Raw genomic sequence first — 24,465 nt, forward strand, 5'->3', positions numbered from 1 at the left:
AACTGGACGAAACGGTCGTTGCCTCGCAGAAAAATTTCGATATATTGGATTAATGGATGATATAGCGAACGACGTATCCTCTACTATCGGCAGAAGGATACGCACCGAAAGGGTGGCTCGCAGCTGGTCCCTGGCTGAATTGGCGGAGCGGTCCGATGTCTCGAAAGCCATGCTGAGCACGATCGAGCGCGGCATGACCAGCCCGACGGCGGCACTCCTCGTGCGCATCGCGGCCGCCTTCGGCATGACGCTTTCCACATTGATCGCAAGGGCGGAATTGCAGGGCGGTGGCCTGCTTCGCGAAGGTGACCAGCCGCTGTGGCGCGATCCGGCTACGGGTTATGTGCGGCGGCATCTTTCGCCGGTCTCCGACATGCCGCTCGAACTGATCCGGGTCCAGTTGCCGGCCGGCGCCAAGGTAAGTTTCCCGGCGGCGTCCTATGCCTTCATCAGGCAACAGATATGGCTGATCTCCGGGCGCCTCGAATTCACCGAGGGCGACATCGTTCACAAGCTCGAAACCGGCGACTGCCTGGCGCTCGGCGCGCCATCAGATTGCGTCTTCCACGCTCCGGGGCCGGACGCCGCCGACTATCTGGTTGCGTTGGCCAGGCGCTGAGGTGAAGGCACGCCGTCCGAAACCCTCCGACAATGGTGGGCCGCCGCTCGACGACTATGACGGTCCGCCCTGGGGCAAGGGCGATCCCTATGTCTTTCTTGCCTGGCGGACCGCCCATGCCCAGGCATGGAAAGCGCCGAGCCGCGAGATCATGCTGATGCGGCTGGACAAAGCCGAGCGGCTAGGCCTGACCTATGAGGAATACACGCTCGAACTGCTGGAACGCGGGCGACATCTGCAAGAAAAAGACGCCGATCGCATCGCGGAAATCCGCCGGGCTAGGAAGCGGAAGCGGACCAGTCATTTCGACTGACGGGCGGCGAAGGGGAAACCACATGAGTTCGATCGAAATCAGGCCACTCAGCAATACTGATGGAACGCAAAAAATGCTGGCGGATCTGCTGATCGGGACAGTCGCTGCCGGCGGCTCGGTCAGCTTCATGCATCCGCTGGCGCCGGAGATGGCCGCGGCCTTCTGGAACAAGTCGCTTGATGCGGCCGCCAGAGGCGAAAGGGCGGTGCTTGGGGCCTGGAACGGCGAGGCTCTGGTCGGCACAGTCACCTTGCTGCTCGACTGCCTCCCAACCAGCCGCACCGGGCCGAGATCGCCAAGCTGATGACCCGCCTCGATTGCCGCGGCAAGGGCATAGCAACCCGCCTGATGGAGGCGGCGGAAGTCGTTGCCGTGGAGAAAGGCCGCACGCTGTTGGTCCTTGACACGGCAAAAGAGGAGGGGGCTTCCGGCCTCTATGAAAAGCTCGGCTTCACGCTGGCCGGCGAAATACCGGATTATGCGCTGAAGCCGCATGGCGGGCTCACAGCCACCCTCATCTACTGGAAACGCATTGGTTCAGCCTGATCCGGCCCGTGCACATTCGCCGTTGACAGCGGCGTCAAACCAATTCTATTGTCCGCCACCATGAAAAAGGCACTCATTCTCGTAGGAAAGCGCGTGGGCGAGGCGGTGTAACCGCCGGGCGATGACCTCCCATGCGCAAGACACAGGCTCCCTCGGGGGCCTTTTTTATTGCCCGAAACACGACTAAACGACGAACAATCGCCAGATGGCGAACAGTACGGGACCAGACCGATGAACAGTGGACAGAATGAGCGGCGCGAAATGCCAAGAACTGAAATGCCAAGAACTGAAATGACTGGCGCCGAAATGGTGGTGCAGGCGCTGAAGGACAATGGCGTCAAGCATGTTTTCGGCTATCCGGGCGGCGCGGTTCTGCCAATCTACGATGAAATCTTCCAGCAGGACGAGGTCGAGCACATCCTCGTCCGCCACGAGCAGGGCGCGGGCCATGCGGCGGAAGGCTATGCGCGCTCGACCGGCAAGGCCGGCGTGATGCTGGTGACCTCAGGGCCGGGCGCCACCAATGCGGTGACGCCATTGCAGGACGCGCTGATGGACTCGATCCCGCTGGTCTGCCTGACCGGCCAGGTGCCGACTTCGCTGATCGGCTCGGATGCGTTCCAGGAGTGCGACACGGTCGGCATCACGCGACCCTGCACCAAGCACAACTGGCTGGTGAAGGACGTCAACGAGCTCGCGGCAACGATCCACGAGGCCTTCCATGTGGCAACGACAGGGCGCCCCGGTCCGGTCGTCGTCGACATTCCGAAGGACGTTCAGTTCGCCAAGGGTATCTATGTCCCGCCGCAGACGGCGCCGCGCACCAGCTACCAGCCGAAGGTCCAGGGCGACCTGGAAAAGATCAAGGCGGCGGTCGAGCTGATGGCCGGCGCCAGGAAGCCGATCATCTATTCGGGCGGCGGCGTCATCAATTCCGGCCCGGAGGCGAGCCATTTGCTGCGCGAGCTGGTCGACCTGACCGGCTTTCCCATCACCTCGACGCTGATGGGCCTCGGCGCCTATCCGGCGTCGGGCAAGAACTGGATGGGCATGCTCGGCATGCACGGCACGTATGAGGCGAACATGGCGATGCACGATTGCGACGTCATGCTCTGCATCGGCGCGCGCTTCGACGACCGCATCACCGGGCGGCTGACGGCGTTTTCGCCGAATTCGAAGAAGATCCACATCGACATCGACCCGTCGTCGATCAACAAGAACGTCCACACCGACGTGCCGATCATCGGCGATGTCGGGCGCGTGCTGGAGGATCTGGTGCGGCTGTGGCGGGCAACCGCCAAGGCCGACAAGAAAGCGCTTCACCCGTGGTGGGAGCAGATTGCCAAATGGCGCGCCCGCGATTCGCTCGCCTACAAGATGAACCACGAGGTGATCATGCCGCAATATGCCGTCCAGCGGCTCTATGCGCTGACCAAGGACCTCGACACCTACATCACCACCGAGGTCGGCCAGCACCAGATGTGGGCGGCGCAGCACTATCATTTCGAGAAACCGAACCGCTGGATGACCTCCGGCGGACTGGGCACGATGGGCTACGGCCTGCCGGCGGCACTCGGTGTGCAGATCGCGCACCCGGATGCGCTGGTCATTGATATCGCCGGCGACGCTTCGGTGCAGATGACGATGCAGGAGATGAGCGCGGCGGTGCAGCACGAGGCGCCGATCAAGATCTTCATCCTCAACAACCAGTATATGGGCATGGTGCGGCAATGGCAGCAGCTGCTGCACGGCAACCGGCTGTCGCACTCCTACACCGAGGCGATGCCGGATTTCGTCAAGCTCGCCGAAGCCTATGGCGGCCACGGTATTCGCTGCGACAAGCCGGACGAGCTCGATGACGCCATCAAGGAGATGATCGCGGTCAAGAAGCCCGTCCTCTTCGACTGCCGCGTGGCGACGCTCGCCAACTGCTTCCCGATGATCCCGTCCGGCAAGGCGCATAACGAGATGCTGTTGCCTGACGAGGCGACCGACGAAGCTGTGGCCAACGCGATCGACGCCAAGGGCAGGGAACTGGTGTAGCCTGGTTCGAGGAAGCTGTGCGGAAACAGCAGATTAGCGCAAAAGTTTTAAATCGAGATTCATGTCATGAACGCACAGTTGCAACCGACCGGCTCTGCCTATTTCATCGCCAAGGAGACGGAAAAACCAGAGAACCACACGCTTTCGGTCCTGGTCGACAATGAGCCGGGCGTGCTTGCCCGGGTCATCGGCCTGTTTTCCGGACGTGGCTACAACATCGAGAGCCTGACGGTCTCGGAAACCGAGCACGAAAAGCACCTGTCGCGCATCACCATCGTGACGCGCGGCACGCCGCACGTGCTGGAGCAGATCAAGCACCAGCTCGAGCGCATCGTGCCGGTGCACCGCGTCGTCGATCTCACCGTGCGGTCGCAGGAATTTGGACAGGAGCGGCCACTGGAGCGGGAACTCGCGCTGGTCAAGGTCGCCGGCACCGGCGAAGCCCGCGTCGAGGCGCTCCGGCTCGCCGATGCATTCCGCGCCAGCGTCATCGATGCCAACACCGAGCATTTCATCTTCGAGATCACCGGCAAGGGGTCCAAGCTCGATCAGTTCATCGCCATCATGAAACCGCTCGGGCTCGTCGAGATCTGCCGCACCGGGGTGGCGGCGATGAACCGCGGCCCGCAAGGGATGTAGTCATCCAGCTTGGCTCTCTCTCGTCGCTTTGCCACCGATCGCATTGATTTAGGGAAACGGCATGACCTTCGATGCATTCCTTGCTCTGCTGGTCTATGCCTTTGTGACCTCGATCACGCCGGGTCCGAACAATTTCATGCTTCTGGCCTCGGGTGTGAATTTCGGCTTGGTCAAGACCGTGCCACACATGCTCGGCATCGGCTTCGGCTTCCTCGTGCTGTTGCTTGCCGTAGGCTTCGGGCTTGGCGCCGTGTTGACGGCCTTTCCGGTGCTGCATACCGGGTTGAAGATCGCCGGCGGCCTTTACCTGCTTTATCTCGCCTGGAAGATCGCCATGTCGCGGTCGCTCGGCGGCGAAGGCGAGGCGAAGGGCCAGCCGATGCGCTTCATCGAGGCTGCGGCTTTCCAGTGGGTCAATCCCAAGGCCTGGGTGATGGCGATTACGGCCATGGCCGTCTATACGAACCCGGAGCGCCCGTTTGTGTCCGTGGTGCTGATCGCGGCTGCGTTCGCCGTCGTCATGCTGCCGAGCATTTCGACCTGGGCCGGTTTCGGCATGGCGCTGCGCGGTTTTCTGGCAGATGCGGTGCGGCTCAAATGGTTCAACATCGCCATGGGTGTGACGCTGGCGGCGACGCTGTGGCCGATGCTGCGTTAGCTGCCGTTTTATTGTGCACTGCACATTAAATCTTCGTAATGACGGGTTTTGGCCCTTTTTCGCCTTCGGCATCCTCTATTATCTGGCAAAAGCGCGGCAATCGGCTGCGAGTTGAGCTAGACTACGGCCACCGGATAGCGGCGTGTCGGATCGAGAGGCCTTTTGTCGATGCGCGGAAAGATCGTATTTGCGGTGATCGCTGCAGCCTGCGTTGCCGCGGCGTGGCTGTATCTTTCGCCCAGCGCAATGAGCGATCTTCAGCATCTCCTGTCGGCGAAGCAGACGGCGGCTGACAAACCCGCTGCAGCGGCAAGTGCCGCGCGTTCGACTTCGGTGGTTGCCGCCACCGCCTCGACGGCCGATTTTCCGGTCCGGCGCTATGCCATCGGCTTCGTGTCCTCTCCTGCCGTGGTCAGCATCAACGCACGGGTCTCGAGCCAGATCGTCGCAATCGCAGTCAAGGACGGACAGATGGTGAAGGCAGGCGACCTTCTGTTCTCGCTGGACGATCGCTCGTTGAAGGCGCAATTGGCACGTGATCAGGCGACGCTCGCAAAAGATCAGGCGCTGCTTGCCAGCGCCACGGCCGATCTTCAGCGGGCCAAAAATCTTGTCGCCAGGCAGGCCGGCACACAGCAGACCTACGATCAGGCTGTCGCGGCGCAGAAATCCGCAGCGGCCACCGTCGACGCCGACAAGGCAACGATCGATGCGGACCAAATCCAGCTTGGCTTCGCCACGATCAGGGCGCCGATCTCCGGCAGGCTTGGCGCGGTCAGCGTCGCCGTCGGTGATCTCGTCACCACCAGCAACGGCAGCAGCACGTCGACCCCGCTGGTGACGATCACGCAGGTCGACCCGTTGCAGGTGAATTTCAATCTCCCCGAAAGCGATCTTGCGTTACTGCACAAAGCGCTGGCGGCGCCGCAGCAAGGCGCGGTGACGCTGACCAAGGATGGCGACCCGAAGCCGATCGGCAAGGGAACGGTGGATTTCGTCGATTCCAGCGTGGACACGGCGTCCGGCACGATCGCAACGCGGGCCAGCGTGCCCAACGCCGATCTTTCGCTGTGGCCGGGCCAATATGTCAATGTCGTGCTCGATGCCGGCATTATGCCGCAAATGACGTCGGTTCCGACGGTTGCCGTCCAGCCCAGCCAGAAGGGACCGTTCGTCTATGTGATCAAGCCGGACAACACCGTTGAAATGCGGCCGGTGCAGGTCGCGCTGACAGAAGGCGCCAACACCGCGATCAGCCAAGGATTGAAAAGTGGCGAGCGTGTCGTCGTCGAGGGCCAGACCAAGCTGAAAAACGGCGCGGCGGTGCGCGAAGGCAAGGCTTCGACCGGCACCGGCGACCAGGCGGCTCCGAAGGTCGCCGAGGCTGACCGGACGGGCGGAACACAGCCATGATTTCCGAATTCTGCATCCGCAGGCCCGTCGCCACGCTGCTCATGTCGTTCGCTCTGGTTCTGGGCGGGCTATTTGCTTACAAATTCCTGCCGGTGGCGGCACTGCCAAGCGCGGAATTTCCGGTGGTCAACGTCTCGGCCTCGCTGCCCGGGGCCTCGCCAGAAACCATGGCGACCTCGGTGGCAACGCCGCTCATCAAGCAGTTTGCCACCATCGCCGGCATCGATTCGATTTCGACGACCAACTCGCTCGGCTCGACCTCGATCGCCATTCAGTTCGTACTCAACCGCGACATAGACGACGCCGCCGCCGACGTGCAGGCGGCGATCGCACGCACGCAACGACAATTGCCGCCGGAGATGACCAGCCCGCCGAGCTATCGCAAGGTCAATCCAGCCGACGCGCCGATCCTGCTGATGTCGCTGGTCAGCGACACCATTCCGCTGACCGATCTCGATGCCTTTGCCGAGAATGTGATTTCGCCATCGCTGTCGACGATCGATGGCGTTGCGCAGGTTTCGATTTACGGCCAGCAAAAATATGCCGTACGCGTCCAGATCGATCCGACGGCGCTCGCCGCGCGCGGCATCTCGATCGACCAGCTGCAGGCGGCCATTGCCTCGGCCAACAGCAACACGCCGCTCGGCGTGCTCAAGAACAACAAACAGCAGCTGACGATCACCGCGAACACGCAGCTGACCAACGCGGCGGGATTCTCCAACATCATCATCGCAACCAAGAACGGCCATCCGGTGCGGCTCGGCGAGGTGACCCGCGTCATCGATTCGGTCGAGACCACGACGACGGCAAGCTGGTACGACGGCACCCGCGCCATCATCATGGCGGTGCAGCGTCAGCCGGATGCCAATACCGTCGATGTCGTCGACCGCGTCAAGGCGATGCTGCCTTCCTTCGAGGGTCAGATGCCGGCGGCGGCGAGCATCCAGTTGCTCAACGACCGCTCGACGTCGATCCGCGAGGCGGTGGACGACGTGCAGTTCACGCTGCTGCTCACCATCGCGCTGGTGGTGATGGTGATTTTCCTGTTCCTGCGCCGGGTGACGGCGACGGTGATCCCCGCCGTGGCGGTGCCGATTTCGCTCATCGCCACGATGGGTGTGATGTACCTGTTCGGCTTTTCCATCGACAACGTCTCATTGATGGGGCTGACGCTGGCGGTCGGCCTTGTCGTCGACGATGCCATCGTCATGCTGGAAAATATTTTCCGCCATATGGAGGAGGACGGGCTCTCGGCCCTCGAGGCGTCGCTCAAGGGCGCGCGCGAGATCGGCTTCACCATCATCTCGATCTCGATCTCGCTGGTCGCAGTGTTCATTCCGGTGCTTTTGATGGGCGGCGTGATCGGGCGCATCTTCAACGAATTCGCGGTAGTGGTGACGGTCGCCATCCTGGCGTCGATGTTCGTCTCGCTGACGCTGACGCCGATGCTGTGCTCGCGGCTGTTGTCATTATCGAAAGCCGAGCAGAAAGCAGCGCATGGCGGAGACCACCGACAAAACGTCTTCATGCGGGGCTATGACAGGCTGCTGACATTCTGCCTGCGCCACAATTTCCTTGTCTTCCTTGTCTTCCTCGTGACCGCCGGGCTGTCGGTATGGCTGATCCAGATCTCGCCGAAGGGCTTTTTCCCGCAGGAGGATATCGGCCAGGTCTCAGTGACGACCATTGCGCGCCAGGATATTTCGTTTGACGCCATGGTGAAGCTGCAGGGGCAAGTGGCGGATGTCTTCACCCATTCGCCCTACGTCGCGCATGTCGGCTGGTCGGCGGGCAGTGGAAGCAATGCGCTCAACCAGGGCCAGCTGTTTGTGCAGCTGAAAGACAAGGACCAGCGACCGAGCATCGACAAGGTGCTTTCGGACCTGCGGCGCCAACTTGCCAACGTGCCCGGCATCGAAACCTACATGCAGCCGGTGCAGAACCTGCGGCTCGGCGCGCGTTCTTCGGCGAGTGCCTACCAGCTTGCCGTGCAGGGCCTCGATACCCGCCTGACGAACGTCTGGGCGCAGAAGCTGACGGACGCGATGGCTGCCGACCATGCTGCCTTCACCGACGTCACCAATGACCTGCAGAACAATGCGCTTCAGGCGACGCTGGTGATCGACCGCGACAAGGCGGCGACGCTCGGCGTCGATACCGATACGTTGCGCTCCAGTCTCTATGGCGGTTTCGGCACCCAGCAGGTGTCGACCATTTTCGGGTCGGCCGACAGCTACGACGTGATCATGGAACTCGACCCGAAGATCGAGTGGTCGCCCGAGCGGATGCTGGCCATCAAGGTGAGAACGGCGAGCGGCAGCCTGGTGCCGCTCGGCGCGTTCGCCCGCGTCGATCGGACCGCCGGTGCGCTGACCGTCAACCAACTCGGCCAGCTTCCGGCTGTGACCATCTCCTACAATCTGCCGCAGGGCGTAGCCCTCGGCGACAGCGTGAGCCACATCAATGCGCTGAAGGAAAAGATCGGCATGCCGCCGACGATCTCGACCACGTTCTCGGGCACGGCGAAGACCTTCCAGGATTCGCTTTCCAACCAGGGACTGCTGATCGGCGGCGCGATCCTCACCATCTATATCGTTCTCGGCATGCTCTATGAGAGCTTCATCCATCCGCTTACCATCCTGACCGGGCTTCCCTCGGCGGTGCTTGGCGCGCTGATGGCACTGCGGCTGGCGGGGATGGATTTGTCGGTGATCGCGGTGATCGGCATCCTGATGCTGATCGGCATCGTCAAGAAGAACGGCATCATGATGATCGACGTGGCGCTCGAGCTAAGGCGCGAGGGGATGTCGCCTGTCGAATCCATCCACAAGGCCTGCCTGATGCGCTTCCGGCCGATCATGATGACCACGCTTGCCGCGCTGATGGGTACCATCCCGATCGCGCTCGGCACCGGCGCCAGTGCGGAACTGCGCCAGCCTCTCGGCGTGGCGGTGGTCGGCGGTCTGGTCGCCTCGCAGGCACTGACGCTGTTCGTCACGCCCGTCATCTACGTCTACATGGAGCATTTTTCCGGCTGGCTGGTCAGGCTGTGGGCGCGGCGCCGTGGCGAGCCGAGGCCGGTCGAAGCGGTCGACCAGCCGTCACTGTTCGACGAGGAGGAAGAACCAGTGCCGCAGAAGGCGGCAGCCGAATAGCGCTGGCCCAAGCCGTGGTGCTTGCGGCCGGGGGTCCGCGATCGTAATTTGACGCCATGCCGCATAATCACCACCATGACAACGAGCTTGATCCTTTTGCGGCGCGCGTGCGCGCGCTGGAGACGATTCTCACCCGCAAAGGCCTGATCGATCCGGCGGCGATCGATGTCATTGTCGACACCTACGAGACCAAGATCGGGCCGCGCAACGGCGCAAAGGTGGTGGCGAAAGCCTGGGTTGATCCCGCCTTTGCCGCATGGCTGAAGCGTGACGCAACGGCAGCAATCGAATCGCTCGGCTACACCGGCCGGCAAGGCGAGCACATGCGGGCGGTCTTCAACACGGCCGACACGCACAACCTGGTCGTCTGCACGCTATGCTCCTGCTATCCGTGGTCGGTGCTCGGCCTGCCGCCGGTCTGGTACAAGGCGCCGCCCTACCGTTCGCGCGCAGTGATCGATCCGCGCGGCGTGCTCGAGGAATTCGGGCTGATCTTGCCGGCGACGACAACAATCCGGGTGTGGGATTCGACCGCCGAGCTTCGCTATCTGGTGGTGCCTATGCAGCCAAGGGGCACCGAGGGCTGGGATGAGGCACGGCTCGCCGATCTTGTGACGCGCAATGCCATGATCGGCACCGCGTTGGCGCGGGAGCCGGCATGAACGGGCCGCAGGATCTCGGCGGCCAGATGGGTTTCGGGCCGGTCGCGCCCGAACCGGACGAACCCTATTTCCATGCCGATTGGGAAAGGCGGGCGCTGGGTGTGACGTTGTGCGCCGGCGCCATTGGCGCTTGGAACATCGACGAGAGCCGGCACGCGCGGGAATCGCTGCATCCAGCGGATTATTATGCCTCCAACTACTACCAGATATGGATCAAGGCGCTGGAGGTGCTGCTCAAACGCCATGGTTTCGTCGGCGACCGCGACCTAGCCACGGGCGACGCAGTCGACCCGGCAGCGACACCCAAACGGGTGCTGAAGGCTAAAGATGTTCCGGCGGTGCTGGCCAAGGGCGGGCCTTGCGACCGGCCGGTCGCTACGCCGGCGCGGTTCAAGGCGGGCGACACTGTGCGTACGAAGAATTTCCATCCGACGGGCCACACCAGGCTCCCGCGCTATGCACGCGGCAAGCAAGGTGTCGTCGAGGCTGTGCGCGGCGGCTTTGTTTTTCCCGACACAAACGCGCATGGCCAGGGTGAAAACCCGCAATGGGTCTATACGGTGGCCTTCACCGGCAGCGAAATCTGGGGCGAGGGCGCCGACCCGACACTTGTCGTTTCGATCGATGCCTGGGAGAACTACCTTGAGCCGGCGTGAGACGAGCTCAATCGCCGCTATGCCGCCAGCCGGTGTCGAGGCGCCTGTGTTTGCCGAGCCGTGGCAAGCAGAGGCCTTTGCCATGACGGTAGCACTGCACGATAATGGGTTGTTTTCGTGGAGCGAATGGGCGGATGCTTTGTCGGCAGAGGTGAAGCGGCCGGGCGCCGCGCGCGACGGTCACGATTACTACGAGCACTGGCTGGCGGCGCTGGAAAAGCTGCTGTCGGCCAAAGCCATTGCCGGCAAGAACGACGTCGACAGCCTTGCCGCTGCCTGGGAACGCGCCGCGCACGCAACACCGCATGGCAAGCCGATCCTGCTGGAGAACGATCCACAGCGGGCTCGGTAAGCTGCGGTCGCCTGGTTTGTTCTCTTTACGTTCCTGTTCGTCACTGATAATCCTGTCGCAGCGGCGCAGTTGCCGGCGGTGATATTGATGGTGATGGCACTCACCTTGTCTTTCCCTCGCGAATCCGGTCTGTCGCGCTGATGGAATTCTCTCCTCAACAGGACGAGGCGCTGAAGGCAGTGGCCGGCTGGCTGAAAGCCGGCAAGCCGCAGCTGTTCCGGCTGTTCGGGTATGCCGGCACCGGCAAGACGACGCTGGCGCGCTATTTCGCCGAGCATGTCGACGGCCAGGTGCAGTTCGCCGCGTTTACCGGCAAGGCGGCGCAGGTGCTGCGTTCCAAGGGCGCGGTCAATGCCCGCACCATCCATTCGCTGATCTACCGGCCGAAAGGCGAGGAATCGGTAGCGGACGAGGTGACCGGCAAAACCTCGATGTCGCCGACCTTTTCGCTCAACCGGCAGAGCCCGATCTCGCGAGCCAAGCTCGTCGTCATCGACGAATGCTCGATGGTCGACGAGCAGCTTGGCCGTGACCTGATGAGCTTCGGCACGCCGATCCTGGTGCTTGGCGATCCCGGCCAGTTGCCGCCGATCTCCGGCGGCGGCTTCTTCACCGACCACGAGCCGGACATTCTGCTCACCGAAATCCACCGCCAGGCGCGCGACAATCCGATCATCAGGCTGGCGCTCGACGTGCGCGAGGGCCGCGAGTTCATGCGCGGCGACTATGGCGCGGCGCAAGTGATCGGCAAGGAAGACGTCACCCAGGAACTGGTGCTGAAGGCGGACCAGGTGCTGGTCGGTACCAACCGCACGCGCCGCCGCTATAACCAGCGGCTGCGCGAGCTGAAGGGGTTCAACGCCGATTATCCGCAAGCCGGCGACAAGCTGGTCTGCCTGCGCAACGATCCGGCCAAGGGACTGCTCAACGGCTCGCTGTGGAAGGTGATGACCTCGTCGCGCGAGACGGTCAAGCCCGGCATCAATCTGCTGGTTTCGCCGGAGGAAGACGACCCGGATCGCGGCGTCGCCAAGATCAAGCTGCTCAAGGCGGCGTTCGAAGATCCGGACGCCGACATTCCCTGGCAGCAGAAGAAGCGTTTCGACGATTTCGACTATGGCTACGCGCTGACCGTGCACAAGGCACAGGGGTCGCAATGGAACGAGATCGTGCTTTTCGACGAAAGCTGGGCGTTCAAGGAAACCCGGCAGCGTTGGCTCTACACCGCTATCACGCGCGCGGCCGAACGGCTGACGATCGTTCGATAGGCCGCATCAGCGCTGGGCGATCGGGTTGGCGCCAAGCCATTCCCAAGCGGCGGCCTCGTCCTTGGCCTCGAAATGCCGGAGTTCGATAGGCACAGAGGCAGGCAGAAAGGCTCTTGCCTCGGCTATCCAGTTCGGCTCACCGACCGCGGCGCAGCTGCCGATATGCTCCACTGCATGAGCTATGCCCTGTTCGATCGTCTCGTCCGATACGTCGGTCCAGTCGACACCCTCATGATCGATCAGGCGCACCAGCACGTCGATTTTCGAGTGCAGCGCGTAGGCCGCTTCCAGCAATCCAAACAGGTTTTCGGCGTCGGCCGCTGCGACATGGCCGACGACATCGATGGCGAGGAGGTCTTCGCGATCGGTATCGATGCGGCGGATCGCGGGCACGGCATCGAGAAAATTCAACAGGCAACTCCTTGCGCTCGATTTTCTTGGTTCACCTTGGAACACCTGAAACCCTCTGTCTGTTCCGCTTAAAGGCGGTATAGATGCGCGCCGAGATCAGCCTGGAACCGTGCAAATGCCTGCAAAGCTTTCCGTCAACCTCAACGCCATCGCCATGCTGCGCAACCGGCGGGACCTGCCGTGGCCAAGCGTGACCGGGCTCGGACGCATCGCCCTTGCCGCCGGCGCGCATGGGCTGACGGTGCACCCGCGACCCGACGAGCGGCACACCAGGCATTCCGATCTGCCGCAGATCAGGGCGCTGATCGACGACGAGTTCCCGAATGCTGAATTCAACATCGAGGGCTATCCGACCGAGGAGTTCCTGGCGCTTGTGGAAAAGCATCAGCCCGAGCAGGTGACGCTGGTGCCCGACGACCCGGCGCAGGCGACTTCCGATCATGGCTGGAACTTCGCCGCCGAGGCTGCGTTCCTGACACCGGTTGTCAAGCGCCTGAAGAAGGGAGGCTTTCGCGTGTCGCTGTTTTCCGATCCTGACCCCGATGGCGTGAAAGCCGCTCGCGACACCGGCGCCGACCGGATCGAACTCTATACGGGTCCATACGGCAGCTATCATTCCGATTCGGCAAAAGCGGCGAAGGAATTGGAGAAATTGGGAAAGACGGCGGATGCCGCGCTGGCCGCAGGGCTCCAGGTCAATGCCGGGCACGACCTTGTGGTGAGCAATTTGCCGGCACTGGCCAGGCGCATCCCGGCATTGGCCGAAGTGTCGATCGGGCATGGGTTGACAGCCGATGCGTTGGAGTATGGCATGGCTGGAACGGTCAGGCGGTTTCTGAAGGCTTGTGGCTGGTAGAGAGAGGCGAGCCGATAGCCCTGCGTTCCCGGCACGGCAGCGCGCCCTTTCCATCCCCGCAGCATAGAGCACCGAACGTCTATGGGAGTGTCGTCCATGGCCCTTGCCAACGCTGGTAGCGAGGCAGAACCCATCGAGCAATCCAGCCACTCCACCGTCGAGCAGCACAGCACCAAGGTGCTGATGCTGGGCGCGTTGGGCGTGGTTTACGGCGATATCGGCACCAGCCCAATTTACGCATTTCGGGAAGCACTGCACGCGTCGTCGGGACCAGTAGCGCGCAACGACGTCCTCGGTGTGCTGTCGCTTATCGTCTGGGCGCTGACGATCATCGTCACGATAAAATACGTCGCTTTCGTCCTCAGAGCCGACAACAAGGGCGAGGGCGGCACGCTGTCGCTGATGTCGCTTGCGCGTAGTGCTTATCCAAAGGGAGCCCCGTTCATTCTGGGGATCGGACTTTGCGGCGCGGCGCTTTTTTTCGGCGACGCGATAATAACGCCCGCCATCTCCGTGCTTTCGGCTGTCGAGGGCCTGGAAGTGATGGCTCCGACGCTCGAAACCTTTGTCGTTCCGATCACTCTTGTCATCCTGGCAATGCTCTTTGCCGTGCAACGGTTCGGCACCGGCAGGGTGGCGGCTGTGTTCGGGCCGGTGACGGCAGCGTGGTTCCTGGCAATCGGCGCCGCCGGGGTCTACCATCTGCTTGACGATCCGTCGGTCCTGCTGGCGGTCAATCCCTATTACGCGGTCGCTTATCTAGCCAATACGCCCACCGGCGCTTTCGTCACGGTCGGGGCGGTGTTCCTGGCGGTCACCGGGGCCGAAGCCCTCTATGTCGATCTCGGCCACTTCGGGCGCAGGCCGATCGTGCTGGCATGGTTTGCTGTCGTGTTTCCTTGTTTGCTCCTCAACTATTTCGGACAAGGCGCGTTCGTTCTTGCCAACGGCGGCAAACCCACCAACCCATTCTTCCAGATGCTGCCGGATTGGGCGCTAATGCCCATGGTTGGGCTGGCCACGGCAGCGACGGTGATCGCCAGTCAGGCGGTGATCTCCGGCGCTTTCTCACTGACGCGTCAGGCGGTGCAGCTCAATCTGCTGCCACGTATCGAGGTGCAGCATACTTCCGAGATGCAGTCCGGCCAGATCTACATGCCGCGGGTCAATCTGGTGGTCGCGCTGGGCGTGATGTTGCTGGTGGTCGGCTTTGGCAGTTCGAGTTCGCTAGCTTCCGCCTATGGCATTTCGGTGACTGGCGAAATGCTTATGACGACCATCCTGCTGTTCGTGGTGATGCGGTTCCGGTGGAAATGGCAGCTTGCACTGGCGGCCGCGCTCACACTGCTGTTCGGCACGATCGATACCGGATTTTTCCTCGCAAACGTCGTCAAGATCCTCGAAGGCGGGTGGGTGTCGATCACGGTTGCCTGCGGCATGGGGCTGATCATGTCCACATGGATCCGCGGCACCCGCTATTTGTTCGACAAGACCCGCCGGAACGAGATCCCGCTCGATTTCCTCGCCGGCAATCTGCTGAAGAAGAAGCCGCATCTGGTGTCGGGCACCGCGGTGTTCCTGACCAGCGATCCGCTGAGCGCGCCGACGGCACTGATGCACAGCCTCAAGCACTACAAGGTGCTGCATGAGCAGAACGTCATCCTTTCGGTTGTGACGGCGCCGCAGCCGGTCGTGCCCGACAGCGAGCGGGTGAAGATGGAGACCGTCAACGAGCTGTTCATGCGGGTGACGCTGACCTTCGGCTACATGGAGCAGCCCAACATCCCGCGTGCGCTGGCGATCTGCCGCAAGCAGGGCTGGAAGTTCGACATCATGACGACCTCCTTCTTCCTGTCGCGGCGCTCGCTCAAGGCCTCGCCCAATTCCGGCATGCCGGTCTGGCAGGACAAGCTGTTCATCGGGCTGGCGCGCTCGGCGGCCGATGCAACGGAATATTTCCAGATCCCGACCGGACGCGTCGTCGAGATCGGGACGCAGGTGGCTATTTGAAACGTGTCCGTTGCGACATTCCAGGTAGTCTGCCGATGGGACTGAGTCTGCCAAGTCGTGGAGGACTCGCAATATCGGGACGGAGCCATTACGTGACGGCACTTGATATTGCAGCGCAGCAAGCGTAGAGCACCGCGCGCTTATCGGAGTGTCGTCCATGGCCCTTACCAATGCTGGTAACGAGGCAGAACCTGTCGAACAATCCAGCCATTCTGAGGTCGAGCAGCACAGCACCAAAGTGCTGATGCTGGGCGCGCTCGGCGTGGTTTACGGCGATATCGGGACCAGCCCGATCTATGCATTCCGAGAGGCGTTGCATGCATCAGCCGGTGGCAATGTCGCCAACCGTGGCGACATCCTGGGCGTACTCTCGCTGATCATCTGGTCGCTGACGATCACCGTCACCATCAAATACATCATGTTCGTGCTCCGTGCCGACAATCGAGGCGAAGGCGGGGTGCTGTCGCTGATGGCGCTGGCGCGCAACAGTTTTCCGACGCGCTCGGCGGTGATCCTCGGCATCGGCATCGTCGGCGCGGCGCTTTTTTTCGGCGACGCGGTCATTACGCCGGCGATCTCGGTGCTATCAGCGGTCGAAGGTATGAATGTCGTCACGCCGACATTTCAGCCCTATGTGGTGCCGCTGACACTGGCCATCCTGGCGATCCTGTTTGCGGTACAGCGGTTCGGCACCGGCGGCGTAGGATTGGTGTTCGGGCCAGTCACGGCGCTATGGTTCCTGGCCATCGGCCTTTCCGGCATTAACCACATCATCGCCGATCCGGAAATCCTGCTGGCGATCAGCCCGCATTACATCGTGTCGTTCCTGGTCAACTCGCCCGACGTGGCCTTCGTCACGGTTGGTGCGGTCTTCCTCGCCGTCACCGGCGCCGAGGCGCTCTATGCCGATCTCGGCCATTTCGGCCGCAAGCCGATCGTGCTCGCCTGGCTGGCAATCGTGTTCCCTTGTCTATTGCTCAACTATGTCGGGCAAGGCGCCTTCGTGCTGGCAAATGGCGGCGTTGTCGGCCATCCCTTCTTTGAGATGAACCAGGGCTGGACGCTTATTCCGATGGTCGTGCTGGCGACGGCGGCGACCGTCATCGCCAGCCAGGCGGTGATCTCCGGCGCTTTCTCGCTGACCAGGCAGGCGGTGCAGCTCAACATGCTGCCGCGTTTCGTCATCCAGCACACGTCGGAAAAACAGTCGGGCCAGATCTATCTGCCGCGCATCAACCTGATGCTGGCGCTGGTCGTGATGTTGCTGGTGGTCGGCTTCGGCGAATCCAGCCGCCTGGCCTCGGCCTACGGTATTTCGGTGACCGGCAACATGCTGGTGACGAATGTGCTGCTTTTTGTTGTGATGACGCGCATCTGGAAATGGCCGCTTGGCGTCGCGATCGCCTTGATGGCCGTGTTCGCCTTCGTCGATACCGGCTTCTTTGCCGCCAACATAGTCAAGGTGTTTGAAGGTGGCTGGGCATCGCTTGCCATCGCCGCAGTTATCGTGATGACTATGTGGACATGGATCCGCGGTAGCCGCTATTTGTTCGACAAGACCCGCCGGAACGAGATCCCGCTCGATTTCCTCGCCGGCAATCTGCTGAAGAAGAAGCCGCATCTGGTGTCGGGCACCGCGGTGTTCCTGACCAGCGATCCGCTGAGCGCGCCGACGGCACTGATGCACAGCCTCAAGCACTACAAGGTGCTGCATGAGCAGAACGTCATCCTTTCGGTTGTGACGGCGCCGCAGCCGCTCGTGCCCGACAGCGAGCGGGTGAAGATGGAGACCGTCAACGAGCTGTTCATGCGGGTGACGCTGACCTTCGGCTACATGGAGCAGCCCAACATCCCGCGTGCGCTGGCGATCTGCCGCAAGCAGGGCTGGAAGTTCGACATCATGACGACCTCCTTCTTCCTGTCGCGGCGCTCGCTCAAGGCCTCGCCCAATTCCGGCATGCCGGTCTGGCAGGACAAGCTGTTCATCGGGCTGGCGCGCTCGGCGGCCGATGCAACGGAATATTTCCAGATCCCGACCGGACGCGTCGTCGAGATCGGGACGCAGGTGGCTATCTGAACAAATGGTCGTGCCCGTCGAAGGGCACGACCATTTGTCAGGCTTAGCTCACCAGAGCCGCCTTGTTTGCTTCAAGAAATTGCTTCAGCGGCCGCGGTCTCCTGCCAGACAGCGTCTCGATCGCGTCCGTCACCATGCTGATGCGGCCGGAGCGGGTATTGGTGTCGAAGGAAACGATGACCGGGGCGAAACCTTCGGGGACGCCAGCTGCCTTCAATCCCCCGGTCAGCGCTTCGTCCGAAAGCTGGACGACCTCGATTGGCTTGCCGGTAACCTCGGTGACGAGGGCCGCGATTTCAGCGACCGTATAGGCCTGCGGACCGGTCAGCGTGTATGTCGTGCTTTCGGTTGCCCCCGATGCGAGACCGGCGGCGATTGCCGCGGCCATATCGTCGCGCGCGCCATGGGCAATACGGCCGTCTCCGGCGGATGTGTACCACTGCCCCGAGGCGATGGCGTGCGGCAGCGCCATGAACAGGTTCTCCTGGTACCAGCCGTTGCGGAAGATGGTGTAGGGAATGCCGCTCGCCTTGATCGCCTGCTCGGTGCCGTGGTGATCGGGCGCAAACAGCACCGGCGATCCTGGCTCCGGATTGGGCATCGATGTGTAGAGCAGATGCGAAACGCCGGCGCTTTTTGCGGCCACGACCGCGGTCTCATGTTGCTTCAGGCGCTTGCCCGGAAGGGCAAGCTCGTTTGTCGAAATGATCAGAACTCTGTCCGCGCCGGTAAATGCACTGGCCAACGATGCGGTGTCGTCGAAGTCGGCCGCCCTGAGAGTGACGCCACGCGCTGCCAGATCGGCCAGATTTTCCGGATTGCGGGTGGCGGCGATGATGCGCTGAGGGGAGATCTTGAGCGTGTCAAGCAGATGATTGATGACGCCGCGGCCAAGCTGGCCGGAGGCGCCGGTGACAAGAAGGGTGTCGGTCATGAAGGGTCCTGACGTTGCGCCGGAGCGGCGGGTGCATATGTTAGTCTCAAAAAGAGACCAGCACTAAAATAGGAATTGACCCATCCTCGTAAAGAAGGCAGTTTTGCGGGAGGTAGGCACACCCAGGGAACCAGCCATGGACGGCAAGATCGTCAATCTGAGATCGAAGCTCGAGATCTACAAAGCAGGCAGCGGTGGCGGAAACCTTGCGGATTGTCCGGTTCGCGACGTGATCCAGGGGATCAGCAACAAATGGAGTTCGCTGCTGATGGAAGCCTTGGCCGAGAAGCCGTACCGCTTCGGCGAGTTGCGGCGCCTCGTGCCCGATATTTCGCAGCGCATGCTCACCCAGACGTTGCACGATCTTCAGCGCGACGGCTATGTCCATCGCCAAGTGTTTCCGACCAAACCGCCGAGCGTCGAATACAGCCTCACCGATCTCGGGCGCTCGATGTTTGGACCCTTGCATCAGCTGATCCAATGGGCCGAGCTCAATCACAGCGCTGTACGCGAGGCGCGGAAGGTTTTCGATGCTGCCGAAGGCTGAGCCTCCAGGCCGAGACGGCGGCTTGATTTAGCGACAGCGCTGAAGGATTGTCCGGCCTGGGTTGGGCGGGCAGATGGGCAATTCTCTGGACATCGCGATTGCCGGCGCCGGGCCGGCTGGACTTGCCGCCGCGCTCTATCTCAAGCGCGCCGGACATAGGGTCACGATCTTCGAGCGCTTCGACCAGCCAAAACCGGTCGGGTCCGGGCTGATCCTGCAGCCGACCGGGCTGACGGTGCTTGCCGATCTCGGCCTGCTCGAAGACATTCTGGCGCTGGGCTGCCGCATAGACCGCCTGCATGGTGCAGATGCCAAGACCGGCCGCACAGTGCTCGACGTCCGCTACGATGCCTGGCGTGGCGGCCGTTTCGGGCTGGCGGTACATCGCGCGGCTCTGTTCGGCGTGCTTTTCCGCGCCGCCCGGCGCCAAGCGATCCACATCGAGACAGGTATCGAGCTTGAGACGCTGGAAACCGGCGAACGGGCAACATTGATCTGCGGCAACGGACGACGGATGGGGTCGTTCGACCTGGTAGTGGACGCCAGCGGTTCACGCTCCAAACTGCGGCGGTGCGTGAATAATCCGGGGCGAACCGCGATCGCTCGCCTATGGCGCTTTCTGGGCATCGCTTGGCTGGCGCGGCGAGGGTTTCGACGAGCACGCGCTGCTGCAGCGCTACGACAGCGCAAGCGTGATGATCGGCGTGCTGCCAATCGGCCGGCCCGAGCCGGATGCCCAGGAGATGGCGGCATTCTTCTGGAGCCTCAAGCCGGCGGATGCCGAGTACGTCTGGGGGGCAGGTCTCGAGGCATGGAAGGCGAGATTGGTCGGGCTGTGGCCTGAATGCGCGGCCTTCACCGACCAGATCGACAGTTTCGAGCAGCTTTCGCTGGCGCGCTATGGCCATCACACGATGAAGACGCCAGCCGGACGACGATTGGCTGTTATCGGGGATGCGGCCCATTCAACGAGCCCGCAGCTCGGCCAGGGCGCGAACATGGCGCTGCTCGATGCAGCCGCGCTCAACTACGCACTCATAGGAACGGACCGTGTCGATACTGCACTGGAGGCCTATGTCCGGACGCGGCGATGGCATGTGCGGGTCTTCCAGGCGCTGTCGCTGGTGCTGACGCCGTGTTATCAGTCGGATTCGATTGTGATGCCGTTCGTCCGCGACAGGCTGGTGGCGACGCTGGCAAAAGTCCCGCCGGCGCCGCAGTTTCTTGCTTCCATGGTTACAGGAACGGTGATCAATCCATTCAAGCCGATAGGGCTTGCGGAAGCGCTATGGCCGGATCGCCTTGGCGGATGATTTCGGAAAGGTGCGAACCCTTAGCCTGCAAGAATGCATGGAGGCGTTGCGGATAGTCGAGCGCGACCGCGCCCTTCACGGATGGGCGTTTGCGCAAGGCCTCGCGCCACACCTGGACATGCGGCTTTCCGTCCAGGATGCCGAAATCGCCGATCCGGTCGAAGACGTCGAAATAGCGGAAAATCGGGCCGTAGACCGCGTCGACCAGTGAAAAGCGCTCGCCGTCGAAGCATGGCCCGGCCGCGCCGTTCGCCCGTTCCACTTCCAGGCGATCGAACATTGCCGATAGCGTCTCGCTTTCAGCGAGCAGCGCGGCTTCCGTAGGCGCTGAATAGAAGCGGCCGATGGCATTGAGGATTGCCGAGCCGAACTCGATCCAGGCGCGATGCCGGGCACGGGCATAGGGGTCGGTGGGATGCAGTGGATTGGGCTGGGTTTCCTCGAGGAATTCGAGGATGACCGCCGATTCGAAGATCACCGTTTCCTGGCCGTCATGCTCAACGCGAAGCAGCGGCACCTTGCCGAGCGGTGGTATCGCCTTGAACCAGGCAGGCTTGTTGGCGAGATCGACCGTGATGCGTTCGAACGGCACGCCCTTTTCGCGAAGTGAAATCGCCGCGCGCTGCACATAGGGACAAAGATGGTGGCTGACGAGGATGAGCTTACCGGTCATCTCACTCTCCCCAGACATAGTTCAAGGCGCCGTCCTCGATGCGGGTGGAGAGGAACATCAGGCGGGAGCCCTTCGGCGCCGGGCCTTCGAGGCGATCACCGTTCGCCATGTCGAACGAGGCGCCGTGCCACTGGCAGACGAGCTTGCCGTCCTTGCAGTCGAGCGGACCACCGAAATGCAGGCAGACGTTGGCGGCAGCGCGGATACGCTCGCCGCTGCGGTGGACATGGACCTCGCGGCCGAAGAACGGAGCGATCAGGCTGCCTGTTTCCGGAACGTCGGCGATCCTGCAGATTTCATACTTCATCGGAATTTGTCTCTCATGATTGATGCGACTGCATCTATATAGATGCATTTGCATCGATCGTCAAGCTTGATGCAATTGCATCTATCACCTACGATGCAATCATGACCGGGATTCCTACACCTCCAGCAATCAAAGCCTGGGCCCGCCTGATGCGGGTTTCGCGCCAGTTGTTGGAAAGAGCCGAGGACGCGCTGAAGGACAGTGGCCTGCCGCCGCTTGCCTGGTACGACGTCCTGCATGAGCTTGCCGAGGCGGGCGAGGGCGGATTGCGGCCATTCCAACTCACCGAGCGCACCCTGTTTGCGCAGTACAACATCTCCCGGCTGCTGGCGCGGCTGGAAGCCGACGGGCTGGTCGAGAAGCTTCCCGTTGCCGATGACGGCCGCGGGCAAACCGTCCGCGTCACCGACAAGGGGCGGGAGACGCGTCGCCGCATGTGGGCCGTCTACGGCCGCTCGATCGCGGAGTTGGTCGGCTCCCGGCTGTCCAATGATGAGCTCGATGCGCTGTCAGCTCTGCTTGGGCGCCTGCGAGTTCCGCCCGCCCCGGAGTGACATGCCGAAGATGGCGTGGACCTGCGAGGTCAGGCACTGGCCCAGAGGAATGCCAGCGTCGCCAGAACGCCAAGCCCGACGCGGACCAGATGCAGATGGCCCCATTTGACGAGCAATGTCCGAGCTTCAGGATTGACGGTGTTCGCGTCCATCGCCACCAGCAACCTATTTGCCGGCATCATCACCAGCAGCGTCCATGGCCAGGGCAGATGATCAGCACGGCGCCGGCCAGGTAAGCGAGACTGCCGGTCAGCCACCACGCGACGAGGCCCAGAATACAGGCGATGACGGCGATCGAAGCCTGCATGGCCGCGCCGCGCTTGTAGGAAGGCTGCCATTCCTGCAGCAATGCCTTGTCATCGAGGCGAAGCCGCGCCGGCTGCTCGGCGACGCTGACGTAGATAGCCGCGCCCGCGAACACTGCGGTAACGGTCAAGGCAAGCAATCCGGCGAGCATGATCCGTCTCCCGTGATGCCCGCATGGAGCAAGCTATAGAAATAAAGGCTTGCGCCGGGTCGGGCAATACGCCATAAAGCCGAACCGTAACGTACGGTACGCCGTCGAGTTCGTACCTAAACTGCGGTGAGTTCGCTTCCTGAGGAAAGACCGTGTTGCACGCTGTGACCGATATAGACACCAGCGAGACGCTGACGGAGCGGCAGAAAGCCGTGCTCGACGCTGCCCTTCGCCTGCTGGTCGAAGAGGGCGATCAGTTGACCATGACCGCCGTGGCGCGGCGGGCGAGCTGCTCGAAGGAGACGCTCTACAAATGGTTCGGCGATCGCGACGGGCTGTTGACGGCAACGGTGCAATGGCAGGCGTCCAAGGTGCGGGTAGTGCCGGTTGATCGCAAGGGGCTCGACCTTGCTTCGCTGACGGGGAGCCTCGAACGCTTCGCTTCGGACTGGCTCAAGGTAATTTCGAGCGACACCTCGATCGCGCTGAACCGGGTGGCGGTCGGCCAGGCTAGTTCGGGGAAAGACGATCTCGGCGCCATCGTGCTGGAGAACGGCCGCTTCGCACTGGCCAGGCGCCTTAAGCCGGTGCTCGAGGCAGGCAAGGAAGCTGGTTTCCTCGAGTTTTCCGATGCTGAGACGGCGTTCCGCACCTTTTTCGGGCTGGTCGCCCGTGACGTGCAGATCCGCCTGCTGCTTGGCGACCGGCTGGAATTGACTGATGCGGCGATCGGCGGCGATGCCGTCCGGGCGACGCAGCAGTTTCTCGCTCTTTACAGGGCAAAAACCGGGCCGCAAGGCCTCTGAATTCAAAACGGGAAGGAAGAAAAATGCGTGTCTATTACGATCGCGATGCCGATCTCAACCTGATCAAGGGCAAGAAGGTCGCCATCATCGGCTATGGCAGCCAGGGCAGGGCGCATGCGCTCAACCTCAAGGATTCCGGCGTCAAGGACATCGCCATCGGCCTCAAGGCCGGCTCGGCGACCGCCAAGAAGGTCGAGGCCGACGGGCTCAAGGTGATGAGCGTGGCCGATGCCGCCAAGTGGGCCGACCTGATGATGATGGCCACGCCCGACGAGCTGCAGGCCGACATCTACAAATCCGAGATCGCGCCGAACATCCGCGATGGCGCAGCGATCGCCTTTGCCCACGGCCTCAACGTTCATTTTGGCCTGATCGAGCCTAAAGCCTCGGTCGACGTCGTGATGATCGCGCCGAAGGGGCCCGGCCATACGGTGCGCGGCGAATACCAGAAGGGCGGCGGCGTGCCGTGCCTGGTCGCGGTCAACCAGGACGCTTCGGGCAATGCGCTCGACCTGGCGCTCTCCTACGCCTGCGGCGTTGGTGGCGGCCGTTCGGGCATTATCGAGACCAATTTCCGCGAGGAGTGCGAGACCGACCTGTTCGGCGAGCAGGTGGTGCTGTGCGGCGGTCTGGTCGAATTGATCCGCGCCGGCTTCGAGACACTGGTGGAAGCCGGCTACGCGCCGGAAATGGCCTATTTCGAGTGCCTGCACGAGGTCAAATTGATCGTCGACCTGATCTACGAAGGCGGCATCGCCAACATGAACTACTCGATCTCGAACACCGCCGAATGGGGCGAATACGTCTCGGGCCCGCGCATCATCACCGCCGAGACCAAGGCCGAGATGAAGCGCGTTCTGAAGGATATCCAGACCGGCAAGTTCACCTCGGAATGGATGCAGGAATACCGCGCCGGCATGTCGCGCTTCAAGGGCATCCGCCGCAACAATGACAGCCACCAGATCGAGGAAGTCGGCGCCAAGCTGCGCGCGATGATGCCGTGGATTTCCAAGAACAAGCTGGTCGACAAGGCCAAGAACTGAAGGAAATCCACATTCGTTTCGTTGCGCGTCCTCAGGCTTCGCGCTGCGGGCGCGCGGGGGATTTCCAAAACAAGCTGGTCGACAAGGCCAAGAACTGAAGGAAATCCACATTCGTTTCGTTGCGCGTCCTCAGGCTTCGCGCTGCGGGCGCGC

General features: G+C 62.3%; 22 protein-coding genes and 3 pseudogenes. 20 read left to right on the forward strand and 5 right to left on the reverse strand.

Annotation, left to right across the window (positions count from 1 at the left end; all coding sequences use genetic code 11):
- Positions 1-52: 52 nt before the first annotated feature.
- From NKH80_RS12130 to NKH80_RS12185, 12 genes and pseudogenes are all read left to right on the forward strand, one after another.
- On the forward strand, positions 53-619 hold the full coding sequence (locus NKH80_RS12130; RefSeq protein ID WP_352991715.1) for a helix-turn-helix domain-containing protein: 567 nt from the start codon (positions 53-55) through the stop codon (positions 617-619).
- Position 620: 1 nt separating this feature from the next.
- A complete protein-coding gene (locus tag NKH80_RS12135; RefSeq protein WP_352991717.1) occupies positions 621-932 on the forward strand; it encodes a hypothetical protein in 312 nt (103 codons plus the stop codon).
- A 22-nt stretch (positions 933-954) separates the two neighbouring features.
- Positions 955-1,478, forward strand: a pseudogene (locus NKH80_RS12140) (GNAT family N-acetyltransferase).
- Positions 1,479-1,769: 291 nt separating this feature from the next.
- Positions 1,770-3,521: an acetolactate synthase 3 large subunit gene (locus NKH80_RS12145; RefSeq protein ID WP_352644617.1), complete on the forward strand. Its 1,752-nt coding sequence runs from the start codon at positions 1,770-1,772 to the stop codon at positions 3,519-3,521.
- A 66-nt stretch (positions 3,522-3,587) separates the two neighbouring features.
- Positions 3,588-4,160 carry an acetolactate synthase small subunit gene (ilvN, locus tag NKH80_RS12150; RefSeq protein ID WP_023676680.1) on the forward strand — a complete coding sequence of 191 codons (573 nt, stop codon included), beginning with the start codon at positions 3,588-3,590 and terminating at the stop codon, positions 4,158-4,160.
- Positions 4,161-4,221: 61 nt separating this feature from the next.
- Positions 4,222-4,818 (forward strand): LysE family translocator, encoded by a 597-nt coding sequence (locus tag NKH80_RS12155; protein ID WP_352475315.1) that lies wholly within the window; start codon positions 4,222-4,224, stop codon positions 4,816-4,818.
- 168 nt (positions 4,819-4,986) lie between these two features.
- Positions 4,987-6,231, forward strand: coding sequence for an efflux RND transporter periplasmic adaptor subunit (locus tag NKH80_RS12160; RefSeq protein WP_352991719.1), 1,245 nt, complete (start codon positions 4,987-4,989; stop codon positions 6,229-6,231).
- Positions 6,228-9,386 (forward strand): efflux RND transporter permease subunit, encoded by a 3,159-nt coding sequence (locus NKH80_RS12165; protein ID WP_352991721.1) that lies wholly within the window; start codon positions 6,228-6,230, stop codon positions 9,384-9,386. The genes NKH80_RS12160 and NKH80_RS12165 overlap by 4 nt, the downstream gene beginning before the upstream one ends.
- A 56-nt stretch (positions 9,387-9,442) precedes the next feature.
- Positions 9,443-10,048, forward strand: a complete 606-nt coding sequence (gene nthA / locus NKH80_RS12170; protein WP_352991723.1) for a nitrile hydratase subunit alpha — start codon at positions 9,443-9,445, stop codon at positions 10,046-10,048.
- Entirely contained in the window at positions 10,045-10,704 is a 660-nt protein-coding gene (nthB, locus tag NKH80_RS12175; RefSeq protein WP_352991725.1) for a nitrile hydratase subunit beta, read from the forward strand. The genes nthA and nthB overlap by 4 nt, the downstream gene beginning before the upstream one ends.
- Positions 10,705-10,723: 19 nt before the next feature.
- The gene (locus NKH80_RS12180) at positions 10,724-11,056 is read left to right on the forward strand and encodes a nitrile hydratase accessory protein (RefSeq protein ID WP_352876879.1); all 333 of its coding nucleotides are present in this window, start codon (positions 10,724-10,726) and stop codon (positions 11,054-11,056) included.
- Positions 11,057-11,196: 140 nt separating this feature from the next.
- A complete protein-coding gene (locus NKH80_RS12185; RefSeq protein ID WP_023720791.1) occupies positions 11,197-12,324 on the forward strand; it encodes an ATP-dependent DNA helicase in 1,128 nt (375 codons plus the stop codon).
- Between the two features lie 6 nt (positions 12,325-12,330).
- Here NKH80_RS12185 and NKH80_RS12190 read toward each other — a convergent pair whose 3' ends face one another.
- Positions 12,331-12,735, reverse strand: coding sequence for a SpoIIAA family protein (locus tag NKH80_RS12190; protein WP_352876038.1), 405 nt, complete (start codon positions 12,733-12,735; stop codon positions 12,331-12,333).
- A gap of 115 nt (positions 12,736-12,850) precedes the next feature.
- Here NKH80_RS12190 and NKH80_RS12195 point away from each other — a divergent pair, with 115 nt between their 5' ends.
- The 3 genes from NKH80_RS12195 to NKH80_RS12205 all read left to right on the forward strand — a co-directional run bounded on the left by NKH80_RS12195 (position 12,851) and on the right by NKH80_RS12205 (position 17,678).
- The gene (locus NKH80_RS12195; protein WP_352991727.1) at positions 12,851-13,591 is read left to right on the forward strand and encodes a pyridoxine 5'-phosphate synthase; all 741 of its coding nucleotides are present in this window, start codon (positions 12,851-12,853) and stop codon (positions 13,589-13,591) included.
- A 96-nt stretch (positions 13,592-13,687) separates the two neighbouring features.
- Complete coding sequence (locus NKH80_RS12200) at positions 13,688-15,601, forward strand: potassium transporter Kup (protein ID WP_352505658.1); 1,914 nt, start codon at positions 13,688-13,690, stop codon at positions 15,599-15,601.
- Between the two features lie 157 nt (positions 15,602-15,758).
- Complete coding sequence (locus tag NKH80_RS12205) at positions 15,759-17,678, forward strand: potassium transporter Kup (protein WP_352991729.1); 1,920 nt, start codon at positions 15,759-15,761, stop codon at positions 17,676-17,678.
- Positions 17,679-17,721: 43 nt separating this feature from the next.
- Here NKH80_RS12205 and NKH80_RS12210 read toward each other — a convergent pair whose 3' ends face one another.
- Positions 17,722-18,612 (reverse strand): SDR family oxidoreductase, encoded by an 891-nt coding sequence (locus NKH80_RS12210; protein ID WP_352991732.1) that lies wholly within the window; start codon positions 18,610-18,612, stop codon positions 17,722-17,724.
- Positions 18,613-18,748: 136 nt separating this feature from the next.
- Between NKH80_RS12210 and NKH80_RS12215 the strand changes: the two genes are divergently transcribed.
- Positions 18,749-19,159, forward strand: coding sequence for a winged helix-turn-helix transcriptional regulator (locus tag NKH80_RS12215; protein WP_254820710.1), 411 nt, complete (start codon positions 18,749-18,751; stop codon positions 19,157-19,159).
- A gap of 73 nt (positions 19,160-19,232) precedes the next feature.
- Positions 19,233-20,472: pseudogene (locus NKH80_RS12220) on the forward strand (FAD-dependent oxidoreductase).
- Here NKH80_RS12220 and NKH80_RS12225 read toward each other — a convergent pair.
- Both NKH80_RS12225 and NKH80_RS12230 read right to left on the reverse strand, forming a co-directional pair.
- A complete protein-coding gene (locus NKH80_RS12225) occupies positions 20,420-21,145 on the reverse strand; it encodes a glutathione S-transferase family protein (RefSeq protein ID WP_352991735.1) in 726 nt (241 codons plus the stop codon). The pseudogene NKH80_RS12220 and the gene NKH80_RS12225 overlap by 53 nt on opposite strands.
- Position 21,146: 1 nt before the next feature.
- Complete coding sequence (locus NKH80_RS12230) at positions 21,147-21,452, reverse strand: Rieske (2Fe-2S) protein (RefSeq protein WP_352991737.1); 306 nt, start codon at positions 21,450-21,452, stop codon at positions 21,147-21,149.
- Positions 21,453-21,553: 101 nt separating this feature from the next.
- On the opposite strand from NKH80_RS12230, the gene NKH80_RS12235 reads away from it, so the two are divergent.
- On the forward strand, positions 21,554-22,006 hold the full coding sequence (locus NKH80_RS12235; RefSeq protein WP_254820706.1) for a MarR family winged helix-turn-helix transcriptional regulator: 453 nt from the start codon (positions 21,554-21,556) through the stop codon (positions 22,004-22,006).
- A gap of 29 nt (positions 22,007-22,035) precedes the next feature.
- Here the strand turns inward: NKH80_RS12235 and NKH80_RS12240 are convergent.
- A pseudogene (locus tag NKH80_RS12240) lies at positions 22,036-22,463 on the reverse strand (anthrone oxygenase family protein).
- A gap of 152 nt (positions 22,464-22,615) precedes the next feature.
- Between NKH80_RS12240 and NKH80_RS12245 the strand changes: the two are divergent.
- Positions 22,616-23,269, forward strand: a complete 654-nt coding sequence (locus NKH80_RS12245) for a TetR/AcrR family transcriptional regulator (RefSeq protein ID WP_352991739.1) — start codon at positions 22,616-22,618, stop codon at positions 23,267-23,269.
- Between the two features lie 23 nt (positions 23,270-23,292).
- Positions 23,293-24,312, forward strand: coding sequence for a ketol-acid reductoisomerase (gene ilvC / locus NKH80_RS12250; RefSeq protein ID WP_023676662.1), 1,020 nt, complete (start codon positions 23,293-23,295; stop codon positions 24,310-24,312).
- The last annotated feature ends 153 nt before the right edge of the window (positions 24,313-24,465 follow it).

Origin of the sequence: Mesorhizobium sp. M0904 (genome assembly GCF_040319475.1) — a bacterium.
Classification (GTDB): domain Bacteria; phylum Pseudomonadota; class Alphaproteobacteria; order Rhizobiales; family Rhizobiaceae; genus Mesorhizobium.

What these genes read in the sequence shown, in the direction of transcription:
- nthA (WP_352991723.1), top strand. Translation starts at nt 9,443, where the DNA reads ATGCCGCATAATCACCACCATGACAACGAGCTTGATCCTTTTGCGGCG.
- NKH80_RS12155 (WP_352475315.1), top strand. Translation starts at nt 4,222, where the DNA reads ATGACCTTCGATGCATTCCTTGCTCTGCTGGTCTATGCCTTTGTGACC.
- NKH80_RS12180 (WP_352876879.1), top strand. Translation starts at nt 10,724, where the DNA reads ATGCCGCCAGCCGGTGTCGAGGCGCCTGTGTTTGCCGAGCCGTGGCAA.
- NKH80_RS12185 (WP_023720791.1), top strand. Translation starts at nt 11,197, where the DNA reads ATGGAATTCTCTCCTCAACAGGACGAGGCGCTGAAGGCAGTGGCCGGC.
- NKH80_RS12205 (WP_352991729.1), top strand. Translation starts at nt 15,759, where the DNA reads ATGGCCCTTACCAATGCTGGTAACGAGGCAGAACCTGTCGAACAATCC.
- NKH80_RS12145 (WP_352644617.1), top strand. Translation starts at nt 1,770, where the DNA reads ATGACTGGCGCCGAAATGGTGGTGCAGGCGCTGAAGGACAATGGCGTC.
- NKH80_RS12160 (WP_352991719.1), top strand. Translation starts at nt 4,987, where the DNA reads ATGCGCGGAAAGATCGTATTTGCGGTGATCGCTGCAGCCTGCGTTGCC.
- NKH80_RS12165 (WP_352991721.1), top strand. Translation starts at nt 6,228, where the DNA reads ATGATTTCCGAATTCTGCATCCGCAGGCCCGTCGCCACGCTGCTCATG.
- nthB (WP_352991725.1), top strand. Translation starts at nt 10,045, where the DNA reads ATGAACGGGCCGCAGGATCTCGGCGGCCAGATGGGTTTCGGGCCGGTC.
- NKH80_RS12210 (WP_352991732.1), bottom strand. Translation starts at nt 18,612, where the DNA reads ATGACCGACACCCTTCTTGTCACCGGCGCCTCCGGCCAGCTTGGCCGC.
- NKH80_RS12130 (WP_352991715.1), top strand. Translation starts at nt 53, where the DNA reads ATGGATGATATAGCGAACGACGTATCCTCTACTATCGGCAGAAGGATA.
- NKH80_RS12225 (WP_352991735.1), bottom strand. Translation starts at nt 21,145, where the DNA reads ATGACCGGTAAGCTCATCCTCGTCAGCCACCATCTTTGTCCCTATGTG.
- ilvN (WP_023676680.1), top strand. Translation starts at nt 3,588, where the DNA reads ATGAACGCACAGTTGCAACCGACCGGCTCTGCCTATTTCATCGCCAAG.
- NKH80_RS12235 (WP_254820706.1), top strand. Translation starts at nt 21,554, where the DNA reads ATGACCGGGATTCCTACACCTCCAGCAATCAAAGCCTGGGCCCGCCTG.
- NKH80_RS12195 (WP_352991727.1), top strand. Translation starts at nt 12,851, where the DNA reads ATGCCTGCAAAGCTTTCCGTCAACCTCAACGCCATCGCCATGCTGCGC.
- NKH80_RS12200 (WP_352505658.1), top strand. Translation starts at nt 13,688, where the DNA reads ATGGCCCTTGCCAACGCTGGTAGCGAGGCAGAACCCATCGAGCAATCC.
- NKH80_RS12215 (WP_254820710.1), top strand. Translation starts at nt 18,749, where the DNA reads ATGGACGGCAAGATCGTCAATCTGAGATCGAAGCTCGAGATCTACAAA.
- ilvC (WP_023676662.1), top strand. Translation starts at nt 23,293, where the DNA reads ATGCGTGTCTATTACGATCGCGATGCCGATCTCAACCTGATCAAGGGC.
- NKH80_RS12230 (WP_352991737.1), bottom strand. Translation starts at nt 21,452, where the DNA reads ATGAAGTATGAAATCTGCAGGATCGCCGACGTTCCGGAAACAGGCAGC.